This window comes from Streptomyces sp. NPDC058678 (genome assembly GCF_042714835.1).
GTDB lineage: Bacteria > Actinomycetota > Actinomycetes > Streptomycetales > Streptomycetaceae > Streptomyces.
This window is the reverse complement of sequence record NZ_JBHXSG010000031.1, coordinates 26,051-46,454: the sequence shown is the minus strand read 5'-3', so window position 1 is coordinate 46,454 and position 20,404 is coordinate 26,051. Positions and strand designations below refer to the sequence as shown.

Here is a 20,404-nt window from a genome sequence, read left to right as displayed (position 1 = left end):
ACCCGCAACCTCAACCCGAGGTATGCGACTCAGCTCACGATCACCGCGCGGCCTCCTGGGCCATCTACCGCGCGACCGATTGCGCGACCTACTGCACGACCGTGATCCGGTTCGTCACCGGCGGCGCGATCGGGTTCGCCGCCGAGGAGTTGGCCTTCAGGTACTTCTCCAGGGCCGCCAGGTCGTCTCCGCCGACGAGGTCGTTGGTGCCCTGGCCCAGCGTGAGGATGCCGTCGCCGCCGCCCGCGAGGAAGCTGTTCGTCGCGACGCGGTAGGTGGCCGCCGGGTCGATGGCCGTGCCGTTGAGCTTGACGGTGTCGGCGACCACGCGGTCGGCGCCGGTCTTCGTCAGGTCGAGCGTGTACGTCAGGCCGGTCGACGGCAGCAGGATCTTCGGCGCGGCCGTGTTCGTGCCGCTCACCTGCTCCTTGAGAATCTGGATCAGCTGGGTGCCGGTGAAGTCCTGCAGGTTCACGGTGTTGGAGAAGGGCTGCACGGTGAAGCCCTCGGCGTAGGTCACCACGCCGTCGCCCTCGGCCCCCTTGGCCGCGTAGGTGAGGCCCGCCCGGACTCCGCCCGGGTTCATCAGCGCGAGGTCCGTCTCCGGGTCGAGCTCCTTGCCGTACGCGAGTTGCGCGTCGGCGATCAGGTCGCCCATCGGGGACTCGGTGCCGGCGCTCGGTATGTCGGCGGAGATGTAGCCGATCGCCTGGTTGCCGATGGGCGCCGCGAGGGTGTTCCACTTGCTGATCAGCTCGGTCATGTCCGTCGCCTTGGGGACGGTCCGGGTGACCACGTGGTTGGCGGACGCCACGGCCGTACGGGCGATGTCACCCGTCCAACGGTCGTACGTCAGCGTGGTGTCCGTGTACAGGCGGCCGAAGGACGCGGCCGAGGTGACCGTGCGCGGCTTGCCCGACGGGTCGTTGATCGTGCACGCGTACGCGGCGTGGGTGTGGCCCGTGACCAGCGCGTCCACCTGCGGGGTGATGTTCTTGGCGATGTCGACGATCGGGCCGGAGATGCCGTCACCGGCGCCCGGGGAGTCGCAGTCGTAGTTGTACGACGCCGAGGCGGGCAGGCCGCCCTCGTGGATGAGCGCGACGATCGACTTGACGCCCTGCTTCTGCAGCACCTTGGCGTACTTGTTGATCGTCTCGACCTCGTCCTTGAACTTGAGGCCCTTGACGCCCTCGGCGGAGACGACGCCCGGGGTGTCCTCCAGGGTCACGCCGATGAAGCCGACCTTGACGTCCTTCTTCTTCCACACCCAGTAGGGCTTGAGGATCGGCTTGCCGGTCTTCTCGTTCAGCACGTTCGCCGCGAGGTACGGGAAGTCGGCGCCCTCGAACTCCTCGTCCGTGTAGCAGCCGGCGGTCGGGTGGCAGCCACCGTTCTGCAGGCGGCCCAGCTCCCTGGCGCCCTCGTCGAACTCGTGGTTGCCGACGCTCGTCACATCGAGGTCGAGCTTGTTCAGCGCCTCGATGGTGGGCTCGTCGTGGAAGAGACCCGAGATCAGCGGGGAGGCACCGACCATGTCGCCGCCGGCCGCCGTGATGGAGTACTTGTTGCCCTCGCGGGCCTGGCGCAGGTGGGTGGCGAGGTACTCGACACCACCGGCGTCGATCGTCTTGGTGGTGCCGTCCGCCTGGAGTTCGGTGACCCGGCCGGAAGAGCCGGACGGCGGCTCCAGGTTGCCGTGCAGGTCGTTGAACGACAGCAGCTGTACGTCCTGGTAGCGGCCCGGCGCCTGACCGCCGGGCTTGCCCTTGCTCTCGCCCGCGCTCGCCGTCGACGGCAGCGCGGCCGCCAGCGCGCCGACCGTGGCGAGACCGGCGGCCGCGGCCACCAGACGGTACGTACGACGTCTGCGGTGCTGATGCGACTGGGATGTGGCTGGCATACGCCCCCCTGAGTTTCTGGTGAGGAAGTGGGTGAGGAAGTGGCCCCGTCCCGGCGCAGCCTAGGGTCAACGCGCGTAGCGCGACAGAGGTTTCGTGGTTACATCCTGGTTGCTTCTTTGCCGCCACTTTGCCGGTACCTCCCCTTACCCTCATACGCATGACCAGCGACGACACCGCACTCCCCGGCAGCTCCCGCTCGATCGAAACCCACTCCGCGCTCCCCCCGGACCGGACCGAGGCCGTGCTCGGGCTGCTCGCGGAGGCCGCCCGCAACGACGGGCAGCAGGCGGTGTCCGAACAAGGGCGGTTGCAGTTGCGGGGCGGTCCGCGCGAGGGCGTGTCCCATTTGCTGCTGTCTGTGGGGGCCGAACTGGTCGGCTACGCGCAACTGGAGGACACCGACCCGGTGGAGGCGCCGGCCGCCGAACTCGTCGTCCATCCCGCGCACCGCGGCCACGGTCACGGGCGGGCGCTGGGCTCGGCGCTCCTCGCCGCGTCCGGCAAGCGGCTGCGGGTGTGGGCGCACGGTGGCCACTCCGCCGCGCGGCATCTGGCGCAGGTCCTCGGTCTCACCCTCTTCCGCGAACTGCGCCAGATGCGGCGGACATTGACCGACCTGGACCTTCCGGAACCGGTGCTTCCCGAGGGCGTGACCGTCCGCACCTTCGTCCCCGGCGCCGACGACAGCGCCTGGCTCGCGGCCAACGCGGCCGCCTTCGCCCACCATCCCGAGCAGGGTTCCCTCACCCAACGCGACCTCGACGACCGCAAGGCCGAGTCGTGGTTCGACCCCTCCGGGTTCTTCCTCGCCTTCCGCGGCGACGAACTGGTCGGCTTCCACTGGACGAAGGTCCACACGGAGGAACCGCTCGGCGAGGTGTACGTCGTGGGCGTACGGCCCGGTGCCCAGGGCGGGGGGCTGGGCAAGGCTCTTACGGCGATCGGGTTGCGGCACCTTGCGGGGAGGGGGTTGCCTGTCGCGATGCTGTATGTCGACGCCGACAACAAGGCGGCGGTGTCGGTGTACGAGCGGCTGGGGTTCGCGACGTACGAAACGGACCTGATGTACCGCACGGAGACCTGACCGGGCATGGGGGGGGCGAGCATGGGTGACTGGGTCGTGATCGCGGAGTACCGCAGTGGTGACTACGACGAGAGTGAGTTCTACGCCGCGGGAGACACGAAGGACCGGGCGCTGGAGGAACTGCAGCGCCTCCTCCACACGTATCTGCCGCGGCCCGGGATCAACGAGAAGTGGCGCCGGGTCTACCGGCTCGCCGACCGCGAGTCGTACGTGGTGATGATCAAGGGGTCGATGACTCTGTGGCACTGCACCCTGCGGGTCGCGGAGTTCGTGTCCGACTCGGCCGACCCGGCCGTGGCCGCGAGGGCGCAGGCCGAGGACGCGGCAGCGGAATCCGCTGCCGCGCCCCAGGACCGGATCCCGCCCGGCCACGGCTAGGACGGGCCTGTCCGGAGCGAGGCCTCGCCCTCACCCGCCCGTCGGCCCCGCCACCGCGGAGCGGCGACGCAGTCGCCCCCGCCGTAGCGGCTCCGGCCCGCACGCCCCCCACACCAGCGCCGCCGCGGCCAGGATCAGCGCCCAGCGTTCGTGGGCGGCCTGCCACTGCGGGTCGCCGGTCGGTACGAACAGGGACCAGCGTTCCGGCCACATCAGCCGGGCCAGGATCGCCGTAACCAAGATCGCGGCGGCCACGGACGGTCCCGGCTCGGGCTCGTTCGCGAAGCGCACGGCCGTCGCGGCGGCGGCCAGTGCGAGGGCGGCGGTCGCCGCGGCCTCCACGGTGACGGCGCCGACCGGGGGCCGTACCTCGTGCGGCACCAGGGCCAGTACGGCCGTCCACCACAGCACGGCCACCGGCGCGACCCACGCCACCCGCAGCCCCGCCCGCACCCAGCGCCGGGTGGTGACGGGTGCGGTGAGGTGCCGGGCGGGGTCGTCCAGCAGGAACGACAGGCCGAGGGCGAAGGCGAGGGCCGCGGCCCGCAGCAGGTTGAGGGCCAGCCAGGCGTCCGGCGGGCCGTCGGCCAGCCGCGGCAGCCCGACGAGCAGCAGCCCTACGACGGCCCCCGCGCCCAGCGCCCGCCAGGGGACGGTACGCCCGACAGCCCACACCAAGTCCCCGCGCACGCCGCGCCCTTGCCGGTCCCCCTCGACACCCCGCATCACCATGCCCCCTCCAGCGCCCCTCATCGCCCGCCCCACTCGCAACCCCGATCCCGCATCGCCGTGCCCCCTCCAGCGCCCCTCATCGCCCACCCCCCTCGCAACCCCGGCCCCGCATCCCCGCTCCCGCTCCTCCTCACTCCTCACACTCGTCGTCCCCCTTGGGCACCTCGGCGCCCAGCAGCCGAGCCGCCTGAGCCGTGGTCACCCCTGGAGCCGTCAGCTCACTCCAGTGCTCCTTGACCGCGGCGGTGACCTCGTCCCGCGGACGCTTCAGCAGTTCCACCGTCACCGACGTCTGTCCGGCGGACATGGACAGCGGGTGGGTGGGCGTCAGGACGATCGCCGAGCCGCTGAGGCTGTCATCGAGGCGGACGTTGCGCAGGTCGGTCGTGGGGTCGGCGGCGCCCCCCAGGGCCAGCCACATCACGGTCACCATCCGTCCGTCGCACAGTTCGCCGCCCTTGGTCTCGTCGCCCGCGACCAGCACGGAGGCGACGGCCGCCGCGAACTCCGGGACGCGGTTGCCGCCCCAGCGCGTGCCGACGGTGACCTGGTGGGGCGTGGTGGCCGGGGTGATCGTGCTGTCGGAGGTGTAGCCGTAGGTGGCGTCGATCCGCTGCCGCACCAGCAACCGCTGCTCGGCGGCCGGGCCGGCCGCGAGGGACTGGACCCGGTCGACGACACCGGCCCAGGTGTCCGCCCGGCCGGTCCACTCCGGGAACGCGCAGTACGTCGAGGCGCCGTGCCGGGTGCAGGACTGTTGCTTCTCGGGGCTGAGGGTGGCCCGCTCCCGGGCCGCGGCCAGCTCGGCCGAGACGCCCCCGGACTGGGCGACCGCGCCGGTCACCGTGAGGGCGAGTGCGCCCGCGAGGCCCGCCTTGAGGGGCCAGGCCCGGCCGCCGCCGGCCAGTACGGCAGCCGTGGCCAGGAACAGGACGAGGCCGATCAGGTAGAGGGCGTGCCAGGCGGCGGGCCGCCCGATCAGGTCGGACGGCAGTGTCTTGGAGCTGTTCTCGCCGACGACCGGCGACAGCCAGCGGCTCCACTCGGCGCCGCCCGTGCCGGCGGAGATGAACGTGGCGAGGGTGAACAGGCCGAGCACGAGGATCGGCGCGGCGAACACGGTCGGCACCAGGCGGGCGATCAGCACACCGAGGGCGCCGCACAGCAGCACGTACAGGGGCCCGACGGCGAGTTCGGCGACCGATCCGTGGCCCACCGCGCCCGGCCTGAGCGCCTGCCAGGTGAACTCGCCCAGCACGACCAGCGCGGTGAGCACGGCGAACGGCAGAACCGACAGGACGTGCGCGACCGTACGCCGCCACGGCTCCATCACCAGCACGTCGAAGTGCCGGTCGGTGCCGTGCCGGCGGGAGCGCAGCGCTCCCCGGTTGACGCAGACCAGCAGCGCGATGCCGAGGAGCAGGGGCGCGGTCTGCGTGCCGCGGTCGGTGTCCTGGAGCGCGGGGAAGGCGTCCATGCCCTCGCGTTCGGACAGCAGCGTGTAGAGGGTATAGCCGACGTAGACGAAGAGGGTGACCAGGACCGGGATGTAGCGCAGGAGGTCGCGTGCCTCGAAGCGGGCGAGGGCGACCACGGCCGCCCAGGGCCGGCGTGGCTCACTGTGCACGACGGGCGGGACCGTTGCTTCCATGACCGTGTTCACGCTGCCGCCACCTCCGCGTCCGCGCCGTCGAGGGTGAGCAGGTAGCCGTCCTCCAGGGTGGGTTCGACGAGGTCGGCTCCCGGCGGCGGATCGCCGACGTTGCGGAAGGAGCCGGTGCCGGTACGCCAGCCGGCCAGTGCGCCGGGGTCGCGTTCCGTGCTGCTCCACACCCGGCCCGCGGCCCGCGCGGTCAGTTCGGCCGGGGTGCCGTCGAAACGGACCCGGCCGGCGGCCAGGACGACGACCCGGTTGCAGAGCATGGCCACGTCCTCCGTCTGGTGGGTGGACAGCAGCACGGTCCGCCCCTCTCCCGCCTGGGCGATCAGCTCCCTGAAGCGCATGCGCTGTTCGGGGTCGAGGCCGACGGTCGGCTCGTCGAGGACGAGGAAGCCGGGGTCGCCGACGAGCGCGGCCGCCAGCGCGACCCGCTGCCGCATGCCGCCGGACAGCCTTTTGATGCGCCGGCCGCGTACGTCACCCAGGTCGACCTCCTGCAACACCCGCCTGACCTCCCGGTGGCGGGCGCCCCGGTCGTTCAGCTCCTTCAGGATCGCCACGTAGTCGACGAACTCGAAGGCCGTGAAGTCCGGGTGGAAGCCGGGGGTCTGCGGCAGATAGCCGAGCGAGCGCCGTACGTCCTGCCGTCCGCGTGAGGTGCCCGGGTCGTTCCCGAGCACGGTGAACGCCCCGTGGTCCGGCGGCACGGCCGTCGCCAGCACCCGCAACAGGGTGGTCTTGCCCGCTCCGTTGGGCCCGAGCAGCCCGGTGACGCCCCGGGTCAGCCGCAGCGACACGTCGTCGAGGGCGCGGGTACCGCCGTAGCGGAGGCTCAGCCCGGAGGCGGAGACGGTGGGGGTCATACGGAACTCCCGTTGAAGAGGTCGAAACGGTCACGAAGAAGGAAGAGCAGCCCGGCGGCGAGCGCGGCGACCGCCGCGGCCGCGCCCTGCCCGGCCGCGGTGAACGGTGCGAGCGGATCGCCCTCGGCCGCCTGCCAGGCGTGCGCCGTCAGCAGCAGCGCGACCCAGGACCCGCCGACCAGGGCCGGCGCGAGCACCGGTCCCAGCCTCGGGGTGAGCGCCAGGCCGGTCGCGGTGAGGGCGAGGGCGGGCAGCAGCCAGGCGAGGGCGCGCAGCCCGTATCCGGGGAGCGCGAGCGTCGCGAGGCCGTTGAGGCCGAGCCCGGTGACGAGTACGGCGACGGTACGGATCATCAGCAGCCGGAAGCCGTGCGTCGGCGAGACGACGGCCATCTCGTACGTCGGGTCCAGCGCGGGTCCGTACGACAGCGCGACCCCGGCGAGCGGCAGCAGCGGCGCGAGCGCGAGGAAGAGCGTGGGGGTTCCGGCGTCCGGGCGTGAGTTGGCCACGAGGACGGTCATCACCAGGACGGCGACGACGGAACCGAGCCAGGAGCCGCGCAGCACCGGTGTGGCCGTGAGCAGCCGCGCGATGTGGTCGGGGACCCCGATCCGGACGAGCAGGGACTCGAAGAGCCCCGGTCGGGGGGCGTCGAGTTCGGCGTCGAGCCGCTCCCAGCCCGCGTCGAGGGCGACCGGGTCGCTGACGTCGGCGAGCTGCCCCCGGCAGTGGGCGCAGGCGGTGAGATGCGCGTCGGCGGACCAGAGGGCCGGGGGCGCCAACTCACCCTGTGCGTAGGCGCGCAGATCCTCCTCGGACACATGCCAGGTCATGCCGCCACCTCCCGCGCTCGTCGATTCGTCCTCATGCCAGCGCCTCCCGCAACTGCTTCCGGGCCCGCATCGCCCGCGTCTTGACCGTGCCCGGCGGGATGCCGAGGAGGACGGCCGCCTCCCGGGTGGTCAGTCCGTCGATGACCGTCGCCTGCAGCACGGCGCGCAACTCCGGTGAGAGCCGGACCAGGGCGCCCGCGAGGTCCCCGTGCTCCACCCCCGCGAGCACGCGTTCCTCCGCGGACGCCTCGTCCCGGTGCCGCAGCCGCGCCAGCGCCTGCCGCAGCCGCCCCCGTGCCCCGTCGCCGCGCAGCGCGTCGACCAGCCGCCGCGAGCCGATGCGCCACAGCCATCCGGCGACATCGCCCTCCGCGTGGTAGCGGGCGGTCCCCCGCCACACCGCCAGGAACGTCTCCTGTACGACGTCGTCGACGATCCCGGCGTCGGAGCACCGGCCGCGCAGTCGTGCGGTGAGCCACGGCGCGAAGCGCCGGTACAGCTCTTCGAAGGCGCGCCGGTCCCCGTCCGCCGCGATGGCCCGCAGCAGCTCCCCGTCGCTTCTCGTTTCGCTCACGTCTCCTCATCGGACGAGCCCGGTCGATCGGTTCACGCAATCACGCTTGACTTTCCGGCACACCTTCCACCACCCTTTCACTACTCAATTAGTGAAAGGGGGGAACGCGTGGTCGAGTACCGCATCGACCGGCACAGCGGCGTGGCCACCTACGTCCAGATCGTCCAGCAGACCAAGCAGGCACTCCGCCTCGGCCTCCTCGAACCCGGCGACAAACTGCCCACGGCCCGCGAGGTCGTCGAAGCCACCGCCATCAACCCGAACACCGTGCTCAAGGCCTACCGCGAGCTGGAGCGGGAGGGCCTGGTCGAGGCACGGCGCGGACTGGGCACCTTCGTCCAGCGCACGCTGGGCACCGGACCGGCCGACTCCCCCCTGCACGGCGAGCTGGACACCTGGGCGGCCAAGGCCCGCGAGGCCGGGCTGGCCCGCGAGGACGTGGCCGCACTGTTCACCGCCGTACTCGAGAAACACTTCCAAGGAGACCCGTCATGACCGACACGGCGATGGCCGCGGCCGCGCTGGGCAAGCGCTTCGGCCGCCGAGGCGGCTGGGCCCTGCAGTCGTGCACCTTCCGGCTGCCCGCCGGCCGCGTCTGCGCGGTCGTCGGCCCCAACGGGGCGGGCAAGTCCACCCTGCTCGCCCTCGCCGCCGGCCTGCTGGCGCCCAGCGAGGGCACGGTGACCGTCCTCGGGACAACGCCGGGCGAGGCACGCGCACGCGTGGGTTTCGTCGGCCAGGACAAGCCGCTGTACCCACAGCTCAGTGTCGCCGAGACGCTGCGGATGGGCGCCGACCTCAACCCCGGCCGCTGGGACGCGGCCGGGGCCGAACGCATCGTGGCCGACGGCGAGCTGAACCCCAAGTCCCGCATACGCTCCCTCTCCGGCGGCCAGCGCACCCGCGTCGCGCTCGCCCTGGCCCTGGCCAAGCGCCCCGAACTGCTGCTCCTGGACGAGCCGATGGCCGACCTCGACCCGCTGGCCCGGCACGAGCTGATGGGCGTCCTGATGGCGCGGGCCGCCGAGCACGGCACCACGATCGTGATGTCCTCGCACGTGGTCGCCGAACTGGAGGACTCCTGCGACCACCTGCTGCTGATCGGCGGCGGCCGGGTCCGCCTCTCCGGCGAGATCGACGAACTCCTCGCCGCCCACGCGCGTGTGTCCGCCCCCGCGGAGACCGACCTCGCCCCGCACACCGTCGTCGAGTCCCGCACCACCGGCCGCCAGCTCACCGCCCTGATCCGCCCGGCGGGCCCGCTCCCCGACGACTGGCGCACCGGCGGCCGCCTCTCCCTGGAGGAGCTGGTCCTCGCCCACCTGCGCAACCCCGAGGCGCCGGCCCTGACCCCGGCCGAACTCGAGGAGAAGGCCGCGTGAGCACTGTGACCGCCCCCACCCCCGCCGCCGTGCCGGACCCCGCCACCCCGCCGCCCGCCCCCACCGCACCACCGCGCCAGTTCCGCTGGCTGCTGCGCCTGCACCGCCCGGCCCTGTACGCCTGGACGGGCCTGGTCGTCGCCCTCGCCGCCCTGCTGCTGTGGCTCGGGGGTCCGCTCACCGACGCGTCGGCGGCCGGCTGGCAGCAGTACGACGCCTGCGGGATGGACGTGGCGTGCGCGTACGACCAGGAGGCGATCCTCCTCTACAAGGACGTCTCCCTCTACACGAGCTTCGCCGTCCTGGCGGTGCCGTTCCTCGTCGCCGCCTGGGCAGGCGCCTCGCTGATCGGCCGCGAACTGGAGAGCGGCACCGCCCGGCTCGCCTGGACGCAGGGCGTGACGCCCACCCGCTGGCTGGCCGCCAAACTGGCCCTGCCCGCGGCCCTGATCACCACCGGCACCGCCCTCGCGGCCCTGCTGCACCACCTGGCGTGGTCGGCGGGCCGGGGCCGCGTCGACAACGCCAAGCCCTGGTACAGCGTCGAGAGCCTCTACGCGAGCGGCCCCATGGTCGTCGCCCTCGCCCTGGCGGGCCTGGCCGCCGGTGCCCTCCTGGGCCTGCTGCTGCGCCGGTCGCTCGCCGCCCTGATCGGCGCGGTCTGCGCCACGGGCGTCCTGTGGATCGCGACGTTCCTGGCCCTGCCCCACCTCTGGCCGACCGCCACCCACGTCAGCAGCCTGCGGGACGGCCCCTCGGGCTCCGGCATGGGCGTCGCCGAGGGCCTGCTCACCGCCGACGGCGACCGGCTCGACATCCCCCGGTACTGCGGCAGCAGCATCGACCCCTCGTGCGGCACGCTCTTCGACCGCCTCGACGCCGTCAGCTTCTACAAGGACTACCACCCCGAGTCGCACTACTGGCCCCTCCAGCTCATGGCGACCGCCGTCCTCCTCGCCGTCACCGCGCTGCTGACCGTGCTGGCGTTCCGGGTGCTGCGGCACCGGACCGGCGTCCGCAAGGGAGCCGCCGTATGACCGCCCTGGGAGGGCTGCCGCGCACGGTGCTGCGCCTGCACCGCACGGCGGGGATCGTGTGGGTGCTCTTCGTCCTCGCAGCCGTCGCCTGGCTGGTGTGGCTGAACGAGGTCACCGCGGACTCGGCGCGCGCCGCGCTGGACAGCTGCCCCAGGAACGCCGGCATCTGCGACGCCGTCTGGGCCAGCCTCGACTACAGCGAGCCGACGGGCTGGATCAGCACGCTCATGTACTACAGCTTCTGGGCCGTCGCCGCCTGGGCGGGCGGCTCGCTGATCGGCCGCGAACTGGAGAGCGGCACCGCCCGGCTCGCCTGGACGCAGGGGGTCACGCCCACCCGCTGGCTGGCCGTCAAACTCGCGGTGCCGGCCCTGCTGATCATCCTCAGCGGCGCGGTCTTCGTCCCCGTCTACCGGTGGGCCTGGTCGGCGAACCGGGACCTGATGGGCGACGACTGGAGCTTCTCCGACGTGTTCGCCGCCCACGGCCCGGCAGTGGTGGCGTACGGCCTGTGCGCCCTCGCCGTCGGCACACTCACCGCGCTCCTGCTGCGCCGCTCGCTGCCCGCGCTCGGGGTCTCCGTCGCCGTGATGGTGGTGCTCAACCAGTACCTGGAACGGCAGCGGGAGGATTTCTGGCCGACGGTGACCGGCGGCTCCGGCCGGCCCAAGGTGACCAACGAGTGGTGGCACGTGGGCGACGGCACCTACCACCCCCCGTCCCACTTCTGGCCCCTGCACCTCGTCGAGACCGGCATCCTCCTCGCCGTCACCGCCGCGGCCACCACCGCCGCCTTCTGGCTGCTGCGCCGCCGCACCCGCTGAACGGACCGTACGTCCCTCCACGGGGGGGCGGGACGTACGGTCGAGGCGTCCCTCGCCGCGCGCGGACGCCCGTGAGCCGTTCCCCGGTGTCCCACACGCCATGTCGCCGTAACCACTGGTTCAGACAGGCTTGCGAGGCTCAGTGGATGAAGCCCGTCGTGCCAGAGCCCGCGCCGCCCCCCGAGGGGACAGCGGGGAACGGGGAGGCCCGTGTCGCCCCCCCGCTCCCGCCCGCCCTGTCCGACGCGCCTGTATCGCTCGTGGCGCGGAAGAATGGGTCCATGAGCCAGCCAAACGCCCAGGCACAGGTCCAGCACGCACAGCCCTCCGTGGGTTCCATCGCCGCGCACCGCCCGCACACCGTGTCGGCCGCCGTCTCCGACCTGGAACCCGACATCGACGCCGACCTCGACGCGTACGAGGAGGCACCGTTCGACGGGCCCCAGCTCCCGCAGGGCCGCTTCCTCGACCGGGAACGCAGTTGGCTCGCGTTCAACGAGCGGGTCCTCGAACTCGCCGAGGACCCGAACACCCCGCTGCTGGAGCGCGCGAACTTCCTCGCGATCTTCGCCAGCAACCTGGACGAGTTCTTCATGGTCCGGGTGGCCGGCCTGAAGCGCCGGATCGCCACCGGGGTCGCGACCAGGTCCGCGTCCGGTCTCCAGCCCCGCGAGGTCCTGGAGATGATCTGGGCCCGCTCCCGCGAACTCATGGCCCGGCACGCCGCCTGCTACCACGAGGACGTCGCCCCCACCCTCGCCGAAGAGGGCGTCCACCTGGTGCGCTGGAGCGAGCTGCAGGAAAAGGAACAGGCCCGCCTGTTCACTCTCTTCCGCCACCAGATCTTCCCCGTGCTGACCCCGCTGGCGGTCGACCCCGCGCACCCCTTCCCGTACATCTCCGGGCTGTCCCTCAATCTGGCCGTCGTCGTACGCAACCCCGTCACCGGGCACCGCCACTTCGCCCGCGTCAAGGTGCCGCCGCTGCTGTCCCGCTTCCTGGAGAGCTCCCCGGGCCGCTACGTCCCCATCGAGGACGTCATCGCCGCCCACCTGGAGGAGCTGTTCCCGGGCATGGAGGTCCTGGAGCACCACGCCTTCCGCCTCACCCGCAACGAGGACCTGGAGGTCGAGGAGGACGACGCCGAGAACCTCCTCCAGGCCCTGGAGAAGGAGCTCATGCGGCGCCGCTTCGGGCCGCCGGTGCGCCTGGAGGTGGAGGAGTCGATCGACCGCGAGGTCCTCGACCTCCTCGTCCGCGAGCTGAAGATCAGCGAGGCGGAGGTGTACCCGCTCCCCGGTCCCCTGGACCTCACGGGCCTCTTCCGCATCGCCTCCCTCGACCGGCCCGAGCTGAAGTACAAGAAGTTCATCGCCGGCGTCCACCGCGACCTGGCCGAGGTCGAGTCGGCGTCCGCGGCCGACATCTTCGCCGCCCTGCGCACCCGGGACGTGCTGCTGCACCACCCGTACGACTCCTTCTCGACGTCGGTGCAGGCGTTCCTGCAGCAGGCCGCCGACGACCCGGACGTCCTCGCCATCAAGCAGACCCTGTACCGCACCTCCGGCGACTCCCCCATAGTCGACGCGCTCATCGACGCCGCCGAGGCCGGCAAGCAGGTCCTCGTCCTGGTGGAGATCAAGGCCCGCTTCGACGAGCACGCCAACATCAAGTGGGCGCGCAAGCTGGAGGAGGCCGGCTGCCACGTCGTCTACGGCCTGGTCGGCCTGAAGACCCACTGCAAGCTGTCCCTGGTGGTCCGTCAGGAGGGCGACACGCTACGGCGGTACAGCCACGTCGGCACGGGCAACTACCACCCGAAGACGGCGAGGCTGTACGAGGACCTGGGCCTGCTGACGGCGGACCCGCAGGTCGGCGCGGACCTCTCGGACCTCTTCAACCGCCTCTCGGGCTACTCCCGCCGCGAGACGTACCGCCGCCTCCTGGTCGCCCCCAAGTCCCTGCGGGACGGCCTGATCGCGCGGATCAACAAGGAAGTCCAGCACCACCGTGCCGGACGCCCCGCCTTCGTCCGCATCAAGGTCAACTCGATGGTGGACGAGGCGATCATCGACGCCATGTACCGGGCGTCCCAGGCAGGCGTGCCGTGCGACGTGTGGGTGCGCGGCATCTGCGCGGTCCGCCCCGGCGTCACGGGCATGTCCGAGAACATCCGGGTCCGCTCGATCCTCGGCCGCTTCCTCGAACACTCCCGGGTGTTCGCCTTCGGCAACGGGGGCGAGCCGGAGGTGTGGTTCGGCAGCGCCGACATGATGCACCGCAACCTCGACCGCCGTATCGAGGCACTGGTGAGGGTCACCGACCCGGCCCACCGGGCGGCCCTCAACCGGCTGCTGGAGACAGGCATGTCGGACACCACCGCCTCCTGGCACCTCGGCCCGGACGGCGAGTGGACCCGGCACGCGACCGACCAGGACGGCCAGCCCCTGCGCAACGTCCAGGAGATGCTCATAGACGCCCGGAGGCGCCGGCGTGGCACAGCAACACCTTGACCCGACGGATCCCCAGTCCGGGCACGCCGGGCCCGTGACGGGGGACGCCCTCGCGGGCTACCTGCGGTCCCAGGCCACGGAGTTCCTCCGCGCGCTACGGCTGCACCGCGAAACCGGCGGTACGACGGCCGGCGCGAACGGCGCGGAGGGCTCCGTCGACGCGGCCCGGGCGCTGCGCCGCTCGGTCCGCCGCATCAGCGGCAGCCTGCACACCTTCCGCCCCCTACTCGACACCGAGTGGTCGGACGCGATGCGCCCCGAACTGGCCTGGCTGTCGGGGACATTGGCGATGGAACACGCGTACGAGGCCCGACTCGACCGCCTCCTCCTGGCACTGCACCGGCTGTCGGGAGCGGTGTTCCCGGCCCAGCCGGCGGTCGCGACGGGAACCTTCGGCCCAGCCACGGGCCGCGCTGCGGAGGGCCCGAGGGGCGGCGACGCTTCCGGGGGGTCGGGCGCGGGCGGCTCGACCGGGTCGGCCGCGGGCGGCGCAGGCGGCTCCGCGGCCGGTAGGACTTCCGAGGGGACCGCTGCGGCCAGTGCCTCAGCGGGCGGAGGGGCGGGCCGCCCTTCGGGCGGCTCCGCCCAGGCCCTCAAGGCACTGGGGGCGGCAGCCGGCACCGCCGGCCCCCCGACCCGCCCGGCGCCCGCACCGGACCGCGGCAACCTCACCGTGGGCGCGGCAAAGGCGGGCGCCCTGCTCGAACGCCAGCTCACCCTCGCCCGGACCCGAGCGCACAGCACCGCCCTCCAGGCCCTCGGCTCCTCCCGCTTCCACGCGGTCGCCGACAACATCGCCTTACTCGCCAGCGAGGTCCCTCTCACCCCCACGGCGACCACCACCGGCCTGCACTCCTTCGCCGCCGCCGCCCAGGACCGCCTCACCGACGCGATCGCCGCCCTCCCCCTCTTCACCGCCGGCAGCCCCTACAACGCGGAGGCCCTGATCCACGGCCTCTCCCCCGACCCGGCCCCGCACCCCCAGGACGCCCCCTGGCACCAGGTCCGTCTCCTTCTGCGCCTGCACCGCTACGCCCGCGAGGTCCTCGACGGCGAGCCGGCGCCCGTCGACGTCCGGCTGCTCACCGCGGGCCAGGCCCTCGACCGTCACCGCGACGCCTCGGAGGCCGCGGCGGCAGCGGCCCAGGCGGCCCGTACCCCCCGTATCGCCCCGGCGACGGCGTACGCCCTCGGCGTGCTCCACGCCGACCAGCGGCACGAGGTGGAGGCGGCACGTTTCGCCTTCCAGCAGTCCTGGCAGAGGCGGGCGGTCGGCACGCCCTGACCCATCCTCGTGGAGGCGGTGACACCGATGCCCCGAGCGAACGAAGCCGCGGAACCCCCCGTCCAGGCGGCCGGCTGCGTCCTGTGGCGTCACTCCCCGGTCGACGGCGAGCTGGAGGTCTGTCTCGTGCACCGGCCGAAGTACGACGACTGGTCGCACCCCAAGGGCAAGCTGAAACGCGGCGAGACCCACCTGTCCGGCGCCCTGCGTGAGGTCGAGGAGGAGACTGGTCACCGGGCCGTGGCCGGCACCCGCCTGCCCACCGTCCGCTACCTGGTGAGCGGCCGCCCCAAGGAGGTCCGCTACTGGGCGGCCGAGGCCACAGCCGGCGTCTTCACCCCGAACGAGGAGGTGGACCGCATCCTGTGGCTCCCACCCACGGCGGCCCGAAACCGCCTGACCCAGCCGAGGGACCGCGCCCTCGTCGACGCCCTTCTCCAGGCTCTTCACCTGAGATAGTCGGCGGACATCACTCCGTGTCCTCGACGTGAGCGTTCCGTTACCTCACCGCACCGTCCTCAGGGGTTCACCCCCCGTTCACTCACGACCTTCGGCGCCTTCACCTGTTCTGCCTAATTTCAGCCGTACAAACTTCGCACGCCGCCGGTTCAGGACGGCGGCTCTCGGAAGGAACTCCCTCAAGTGAAGCTTCAGCGCATGAACCGGCGGGCCCTCACCCTCGGTGCTCTCGCCGTCTCCGGCGCCCTGGCCCTCACGGCGTGCGGCTCGGACGACACCGGCAACAGCGACGGCGGCGGCGCCACGTCGACAGCGGCGGCCGGCAACATCAAGTGCGACGACGCCAAGGGCCAGCTCCTGGCCGACGGCTCCTCCGCGCAGAAGAACGCGATCGACGCCTGGGTCAAGCAGTTCTCCGCCGCCTGTGGCGTGCAGATCAACTACAAGGGCGGCGGCTCGGGCGCCGGCGTCACCGCGTTCACCCAGGGCCAGGTCGCCTTCGCCGGTTCGGACTCCGCGCTGAAGCCCGAAGAGGTCACGGCCTCCAAGCAGGTCTGCTCCGGCGGCCAGGGCATCGACCTCCCGATGGTCGGCGGCCCGATCGCCGTGGGTTACAACGTTCCGGGTGTCGACAAGCTGGTCCTGGACGCCGCGACGCTCGCCAAGATCTTCGACAGCAAGATCACCAACTGGAACGACGCGGCGATCAAGAAGCTGAACCCCGACGCGCAGCTTCCCGACCTCAAGATCCAGGCGTTCCACCGCTCGGACGAGTCCGGCACCACGGACAACTTCACCAAGTACCTGATCGCCTCGTCCCCCGCCAACTGGAAGTACGAGGGCGGCAAGGCCTGGCAGGCCAAGGGCGGCCAGTCCGCCTCCGGCTCCTCCGGTGTCGCCCAGCAGGTCAAGCAGACCTCCGGCGCCATCAGCTACATGGAGCTGTCGTACGCCAAGGACGGCATCAACGCGGTCTCCATCGACACCGGCGCCTCCGCCCCGGTCGACGCCACCGTCGAGAACGCCACCAAGGCCATCGGCGCCGCCAAGGTCGTCGGCACGGGCAAGGACCTCTCGCTCAAGCTGGACTACGCGACCAAGGCCGAGGGCGCCTACCCGATCACCCTGGTCACGTACGAGATCGTCTGCGACAAGGGCAACAAGGCGGACACCCTGCCCGCCACCAAGGCGTTCCTGCGCTACATCGCCTCCGAGGACGGCCAGGCCGTCCTCGCGGACAGCGGCTACGCCCCCATCCCCGACGACATCATCACCAAGGTCCGCACCACCATCGAGGGCCTGAGCTGATCCGAGTGCGGTCCGGTCCAGGGCCTGACAGTCCGGGACCGGACCGCATCGTCCGGTGCACCGCCGCCAGGAGCCGTCGCACATCGCGTCCGGCTCCACTGGGCCGTACGGCACGTACGGTCCCGCAGACCGGAGAACCCGATGGACATAACCACGAAGAACACCGAAGCCCCGCCCCCGGCTCCCGAGCCACCGACCCTGACCGAGCAGAAGCGCGCCGCCCGCGGCGCCACCCGACCCGGTGACCGGATCTTCCTCGGTCTCTCCCGCGGGTCGGGCATCCTGCTGTTGGTGATCATGGCCGCGATCGCGGTCTTCCTCACCTATCGCGCGGTCCTCGCGATCAACAAGGACGACGCCAACTTCCTCACCACCTTCGAGTGGAACACCGGCATCATCCCGCCGAAGTTCGGCATCGCGGTCCTCGCCTTCGGCACGATCGTCTCCTCGATCGTCGCCATGGTCATCGCGGTCCCGATCGCCGTCGCCATCGCGCTGTTCCTCACGCACTACGCCCCGCGCAGGCTCAGCGGCCCCATCGGGTACGTGATCGACTTGCTCGCCGCCGTGCCGTCCATCGTCTACGGCCTGTGGGGCGCGCTGATCCTCGTACCGCAGATGGACGGCCTCTTCGGCTGGCTGAACGACTACCTCGGCTGGACCGGCATCTTCTCCTGGGAGGGCGGCGCCCCCCGTTCGATGCTCACGGTCGGCATCCTGCTCGCGATCATGATCCTGCCGGTCATCACCAACGTGAGCCGCGAGGTCTTCCGCCAGGCCCCGCAGATGATCGAGGAGGCGGCTCTCGCCCTCGGCGCCACCCGCTGGGAGGTCATCCGCATGGCCGTCCTGCCGTTCGGCCGCTCCGGCGTGATCTCCGCCTCGATGCTCGGCCTCGGCCGCGCCCTCGGCGAGACGATGGCCGTCGCCACCGTGCTCTCCCCCACCTTCGACATCCAGGCCAGCCTGCTCGACCCGGGCGGCGGCACCTTCGCCCAGAACATCGCCAGCAAGTTCGGCGAGGCCACCGAGTTCGGCCGTGACGCGCTCATCGCCTCCGGTCTGGTCCTGTTCGTCATCACCCTGCTGGTCAACGGCGCGGCCCGCGCGATCATCGCCCGCCGCAAGGAGTACTCGGGGGCCAACGCATGAGCACCGCCATCGCCGACAAGCCCAGCACCCTGCAGGGCGCCCGCCTCCCGAAGTGGTCCCCGTACGCCATCGCCGGCGGCTCCCTCGCCGTGGCGATCGGCATCGGCCTCGCCGCCGGCCTTCACAGCCGCGTGCAGTGGGGCCTGATCGCCGCGATCCTCTTCGTCGTCGGTTCGTACGTCATCGCCTCCCGCGTCGAGGGCAGCCGCCAGGCCAAGGACCGCCTCGTGACCTCGCTGGTCTGGGTGGCCTTCCTGCTCGCCGTGGTGCCGCTGGTCTCCCTGGTCTGGGTGACCGTCGCCCGCGGCGTGAAGGTCCTCGACGTCTACTTCCTGACCCACTCCATGGGCGTGGTCGCCGACACCGAGCCGGGCGGCGGCATCTACGCCGCCATCCTCGGCAGCCTGGAACAGGTCGGCCTCGCCGCGCTGATCGCCGCGCCGGTCGGCGTGCTCACCGCGGTCTACCTCGTGGAGTACGGGCGGGGCAACCTGTCCCGGGCCATCACGTTCTTCGTCGACGTGATGACCGGTATCCCGTCGATCGTCGCCGGTCTGTTCATCCTCAGCCTGATGCTGCAGTTCGACATGCAGCCCTTCGGCTTCGCCGGCTCGCTCGCACTCGCGATCCTGATGATGCCGGTCGTCGTCCGCTCCACGGAGGAGATGCTCAAGCTCGTCCCGAACGAGCTGCGCGAGGCGTCCCTGGCGCTCGGCGTCCCGAAGTGGCGCACGATCCTGAAGGTGGTCCTGCCGACCTCGCTCGGCGGCATCATCACCGGCGTGATGCTGGCGGTCGCCCGTATCGCGGGCGAGACGGCACCCGTGCTGCTCCTGGTATGGGGGAACCCGTTCATCAACGCCAACCCCTTCGAGGGTGCGCAGGCGTCGCTGCCGCTGTACATCTATCAGCAGTACGCGAACAGCGCGGGCTCCGGAGCGGCGTACGACCGTGCCTGGGCGGCGTCACTGACGCTGATCGCCTTCGTGATGATCCTCAACCTGGTGGCCCGCGGGATCGCCCGCTGGAAGGCCCCGAAGACCGGTCGCTGACGCGGCCATACGGCGACTGATCCTGGAAGTGAAGTAGAGACATGGCCAAGCGAATCGACGTAAGCGGGCTCACCGCCTACTACAGCGCCCACAAGGCGATCGAGGACATCTCGATGACGGTCGAGCCGCGCTCGGTGACGGCCTTCATCGGCCCCTCCGGCTGCGGCAAGTCGACGTTCCTGCGCACGCTGAACCGGATGCACGAGGTCACCTCGGGCGGCCGCGTCGAGGGCAAGGTGCTGCTGGACGACGAGGACCTCTACGGCCACGGCATCGACCCCGTGTCGGTGCGCCGCGAGGTCGGCATGGTGTTCCAGCGTCCCAACCCCTTCCCCACGATGTCGATCTTCGACAACGTGGCGGCGGGCCTGCGCCTGAACGGCTCGTACAAGAAGTCGGAACTGAGCGACGTCGTCGAGAAGTCCCTCAAGGGTGCGAACCTCTGGAACGAGGTGAAGGACCGCCTCAACAAGCCCGGCTCGGGCCTCTCCGGCGGTCAGCAGCAGCGTCTGTGCATCGCGCGGGCGATCGCGGTGGAGCCGAACGTGCTCCTGATGGACGAGCCCTGCTCGGCGCTCGACCCGATCTCCACCCTCGCCATCGAGGACCTGATCGGCGAGCTCAAGGAACGCTTCACGATCGTCATCGTCACGCACAACATGCAGCAGGCGGCCCGCGTCTCCGACCGCACGGCCTTCTTCAACCTCTCGGCGGTCGGCCAGCCCGGCCGGCTGATCGAGATAGACGACACGGAGCGCATCTTCTCCAACCCGTCGGTCCAGGCCACGGAGGACTACATCTCCGGCCGCTTCGGCTAGACCGCCACCCCCAAGACCCTCGCGGTGCTGCATGGCGGTGCCACCGCGAGGACGAAAGGGCCCGCCCCCTGGATTCCAGGGGGCGGGCCCGTCTGCTGCTCCGGTCAGTCGCCGTTGGCGCGTACGGAATTCCAGGCGCTGCAGGTACTTTCCTTGAAGTCACCATTGTCTTGAAGGCAGACCCGGAGGTAGACGGTGGCCGACTCGGCGAACTCGTAGTTGCGCCACTCGCACCCACCGCTCAGACCGTTACCGTTGTAGATCTTGGTGACGTCGCCCCCGCTGCCGATCTTCCAGTATCCGCCGACCCCAGCGCCGTCGCCCCGGTTGTCGCAGACCTCGATCTTGTCGCCGTCAGCGTGGAAGTCCTCTGTCCCGGCCATGTACGCGTAGTCACCCGACGCCTTGGTACGGACACGCAGGTCGGAATCGGCCGCGGCGGCGGGACCCGCCGCGAGGAGCACGGACGCGGCCACAGCCGCCCCCGTACCGATGCCGTACGCGAGACGCTTGCGCAAGGCCATGTCTCCCCATGTATTGAGTGCG

20 protein-coding genes are annotated in these 20,404 nt (G+C 71.6%); 13 read left to right on the top strand and 7 right to left on the bottom strand.

The features are described 5' to 3' along the window. Positions 1 to 88 precede the first annotated feature (88 nt). Complete coding sequence (locus ACFWWR_RS26245; RefSeq protein ID WP_383866709.1) at positions 89 to 1,903, bottom strand: bifunctional metallophosphatase/5'-nucleotidase; 1,815 nt, start codon at positions 1,901 to 1,903, stop codon at positions 89 to 91. 158 nt (positions 1,904 to 2,061) lie between these two features. On the opposite strand from ACFWWR_RS26245, the gene mshD reads away from it, so the two are divergent. Then, positions 2,062 to 2,988 (top strand): mycothiol synthase, encoded by a 927-nt coding sequence (gene mshD, locus ACFWWR_RS26240; RefSeq protein WP_383866711.1) that lies wholly within the window; start codon positions 2,062 to 2,064, stop codon positions 2,986 to 2,988. A 21-nt stretch (positions 2,989 to 3,009) separates the two neighbouring features. Beyond that, a complete protein-coding gene (locus ACFWWR_RS26235) occupies positions 3,010 to 3,366 on the top strand; it encodes a hypothetical protein (protein ID WP_383866713.1) in 357 nt (118 codons plus the stop codon). Between the two features lie 30 nt (positions 3,367 to 3,396). Here the strand turns inward: ACFWWR_RS26235 and ACFWWR_RS26230 are convergent, their stop codons facing one another. The 5 genes from ACFWWR_RS26230 to ACFWWR_RS26210 all read right to left on the bottom strand — a co-directional run bounded on the left by ACFWWR_RS26230 (position 3,397) and on the right by ACFWWR_RS26210 (position 8,028). After that, positions 3,397 to 4,092, bottom strand: a complete 696-nt coding sequence (locus tag ACFWWR_RS26230) for an ABC transporter (protein WP_383866793.1) — start codon at positions 4,090 to 4,092, stop codon at positions 3,397 to 3,399. A 136-nt stretch (positions 4,093 to 4,228) separates the two neighbouring features. Beyond that, positions 4,229 to 5,749, bottom strand: a complete 1,521-nt coding sequence (locus tag ACFWWR_RS26225; RefSeq protein WP_383866794.1) for an ABC transporter permease — start codon at positions 5,747 to 5,749, stop codon at positions 4,229 to 4,231. Positions 5,750 to 5,757: 8 nt separating this feature from the next. Further along, positions 5,758 to 6,621 (bottom strand): ABC transporter ATP-binding protein, encoded by an 864-nt coding sequence (locus ACFWWR_RS26220; protein ID WP_383866714.1) that lies wholly within the window; start codon positions 6,619 to 6,621, stop codon positions 5,758 to 5,760. Next, positions 6,618 to 7,454 (bottom strand): zf-HC2 domain-containing protein, encoded by an 837-nt coding sequence (locus tag ACFWWR_RS26215; RefSeq protein WP_383866716.1) that lies wholly within the window; start codon positions 7,452 to 7,454, stop codon positions 6,618 to 6,620. The genes ACFWWR_RS26220 and ACFWWR_RS26215 overlap by 4 nt, the downstream gene beginning before the upstream one ends. A 31-nt stretch (positions 7,455 to 7,485) precedes the next feature. Beyond that, on the bottom strand, positions 7,486 to 8,028 hold the full coding sequence (locus ACFWWR_RS26210) for an RNA polymerase sigma factor (protein WP_217241418.1): 543 nt from the start codon (positions 8,026 to 8,028) through the stop codon (positions 7,486 to 7,488). Positions 8,029 to 8,136: 108 nt separating this feature from the next. On the opposite strand from ACFWWR_RS26210, the gene ACFWWR_RS26205 reads away from it, so the two are divergent. The 11 genes from ACFWWR_RS26205 (at position 8,137) to pstB (ending at position 19,858) form a co-directional block, all read left to right on the top strand. Next, on the top strand, positions 8,137 to 8,523 hold the full coding sequence (locus ACFWWR_RS26205) for a GntR family transcriptional regulator (RefSeq protein WP_383866718.1): 387 nt from the start codon (positions 8,137 to 8,139) through the stop codon (positions 8,521 to 8,523). After that, positions 8,520 to 9,410: an ABC transporter ATP-binding protein gene (locus ACFWWR_RS26200; protein ID WP_384305600.1), complete on the top strand. Its 891-nt coding sequence runs from the start codon at positions 8,520 to 8,522 to the stop codon at positions 9,408 to 9,410. The genes ACFWWR_RS26205 and ACFWWR_RS26200 overlap by 4 nt, the downstream gene beginning before the upstream one ends. Further along, positions 9,407 to 10,447 (top strand): ABC transporter permease subunit, encoded by a 1,041-nt coding sequence (locus ACFWWR_RS26195; RefSeq protein WP_383866720.1) that lies wholly within the window; start codon positions 9,407 to 9,409, stop codon positions 10,445 to 10,447. The genes ACFWWR_RS26200 and ACFWWR_RS26195 overlap by 4 nt, the downstream gene beginning before the upstream one ends. Continuing rightward, on the top strand, positions 10,444 to 11,271 hold the full coding sequence (locus ACFWWR_RS26190) for a hypothetical protein (RefSeq protein WP_383866722.1): 828 nt from the start codon (positions 10,444 to 10,446) through the stop codon (positions 11,269 to 11,271). The genes ACFWWR_RS26195 and ACFWWR_RS26190 overlap by 4 nt, the downstream gene beginning before the upstream one ends. 146 nt (positions 11,272 to 11,417) lie before the next feature. After that, positions 11,418 to 13,784 (top strand): RNA degradosome polyphosphate kinase, encoded by a 2,367-nt coding sequence (locus ACFWWR_RS26185; protein WP_383866724.1) that lies wholly within the window; start codon positions 11,418 to 11,420, stop codon positions 13,782 to 13,784. Next, a complete protein-coding gene (locus ACFWWR_RS26180; RefSeq protein ID WP_383866726.1) occupies positions 13,765 to 15,069 on the top strand; it encodes a CHAD domain-containing protein in 1,305 nt (434 codons plus the stop codon). Before ACFWWR_RS26185 ends, ACFWWR_RS26180 begins: the two co-directional genes overlap by 20 nt. Before the next feature lie 27 nt (positions 15,070 to 15,096). After that, positions 15,097 to 15,528 (top strand): NUDIX hydrolase, encoded by a 432-nt coding sequence (locus ACFWWR_RS26175; RefSeq protein ID WP_383866728.1) that lies wholly within the window; start codon positions 15,097 to 15,099, stop codon positions 15,526 to 15,528. Between the two features lie 183 nt (positions 15,529 to 15,711). Beyond that, positions 15,712 to 16,836 (top strand): phosphate ABC transporter substrate-binding protein PstS, encoded by a 1,125-nt coding sequence (gene pstS, locus ACFWWR_RS26170; protein ID WP_383866730.1) that lies wholly within the window; start codon positions 15,712 to 15,714, stop codon positions 16,834 to 16,836. Positions 16,837 to 16,977: 141 nt separating this feature from the next. Beyond that, on the top strand, positions 16,978 to 17,988 hold the full coding sequence (gene pstC / locus ACFWWR_RS26165) for a phosphate ABC transporter permease subunit PstC (RefSeq protein ID WP_383866732.1): 1,011 nt from the start codon (positions 16,978 to 16,980) through the stop codon (positions 17,986 to 17,988). After that, positions 17,985 to 19,040 carry a phosphate ABC transporter permease PstA gene (pstA, locus tag ACFWWR_RS26160; protein ID WP_383866734.1) on the top strand — a complete coding sequence of 352 codons (1,056 nt, stop codon included), beginning with the start codon at positions 17,985 to 17,987 and terminating at the stop codon, positions 19,038 to 19,040. Before pstC ends, pstA begins: the two co-directional genes overlap by 4 nt. Before the next feature lie 41 nt (positions 19,041 to 19,081). After that, the gene (gene pstB / locus ACFWWR_RS26155) at positions 19,082 to 19,858 is read left to right on the top strand and encodes a phosphate ABC transporter ATP-binding protein PstB (protein ID WP_383866736.1); all 777 of its coding nucleotides are present in this window, start codon (positions 19,082 to 19,084) and stop codon (positions 19,856 to 19,858) included. A 104-nt stretch (positions 19,859 to 19,962) separates the two neighbouring features. Here the strand turns inward: pstB and ACFWWR_RS26150 are convergent, their stop codons facing one another. Then, positions 19,963 to 20,376 (bottom strand): hypothetical protein, encoded by a 414-nt coding sequence (locus tag ACFWWR_RS26150; RefSeq protein WP_384305598.1) that lies wholly within the window; start codon positions 20,374 to 20,376, stop codon positions 19,963 to 19,965. Positions 20,377 to 20,404 lie beyond the last annotated feature (28 nt).

What these genes read in the sequence shown, in the direction of transcription:
- mshD (WP_383866711.1), top strand. Translation starts at nt 2,062, where the DNA reads ATGACCAGCGACGACACCGCACTCCCCGGCAGCTCCCGCTCGATCGAA.
- ACFWWR_RS26235 (WP_383866713.1), top strand. Translation starts at nt 3,010, where the DNA reads ATGGGTGACTGGGTCGTGATCGCGGAGTACCGCAGTGGTGACTACGAC.
- pstB (WP_383866736.1), top strand. Translation starts at nt 19,082, where the DNA reads ATGGCCAAGCGAATCGACGTAAGCGGGCTCACCGCCTACTACAGCGCC.
- ACFWWR_RS26215 (WP_383866716.1), bottom strand. Translation starts at nt 7,454, where the DNA reads ATGACCTGGCATGTGTCCGAGGAGGATCTGCGCGCCTACGCACAGGGT.
- ACFWWR_RS26245 (WP_383866709.1), bottom strand. Translation starts at nt 1,903, where the DNA reads ATGCCAGCCACATCCCAGTCGCATCAGCACCGCAGACGTCGTACGTAC.
- ACFWWR_RS26220 (WP_383866714.1), bottom strand. Translation starts at nt 6,621, where the DNA reads ATGACCCCCACCGTCTCCGCCTCCGGGCTGAGCCTCCGCTACGGCGGT.
- ACFWWR_RS26200 (WP_384305600.1), top strand. Translation starts at nt 8,520, where the DNA reads ATGACCGACACGGCGATGGCCGCGGCCGCGCTGGGCAAGCGCTTCGGC.
- ACFWWR_RS26175 (WP_383866728.1), top strand. Translation starts at nt 15,097, where the DNA reads ATGCCCCGAGCGAACGAAGCCGCGGAACCCCCCGTCCAGGCGGCCGGC.
- ACFWWR_RS26225 (WP_383866794.1), bottom strand. Translation starts at nt 5,749, where the DNA reads ATGGAAGCAACGGTCCCGCCCGTCGTGCACAGTGAGCCACGCCGGCCC.
- ACFWWR_RS26230 (WP_383866793.1), bottom strand. Translation starts at nt 4,092, where the DNA reads ATGCGGGGTGTCGAGGGGGACCGGCAAGGGCGCGGCGTGCGCGGGGAC.
- pstA (WP_383866734.1), top strand. Translation starts at nt 17,985, where the DNA reads ATGAGCACCGCCATCGCCGACAAGCCCAGCACCCTGCAGGGCGCCCGC.
- ACFWWR_RS26190 (WP_383866722.1), top strand. Translation starts at nt 10,444, where the DNA reads ATGACCGCCCTGGGAGGGCTGCCGCGCACGGTGCTGCGCCTGCACCGC.
- ACFWWR_RS26185 (WP_383866724.1), top strand. Translation starts at nt 11,418, where the DNA reads ATGAAGCCCGTCGTGCCAGAGCCCGCGCCGCCCCCCGAGGGGACAGCG.
- pstC (WP_383866732.1), top strand. Translation starts at nt 16,978, where the DNA reads ATGGACATAACCACGAAGAACACCGAAGCCCCGCCCCCGGCTCCCGAG.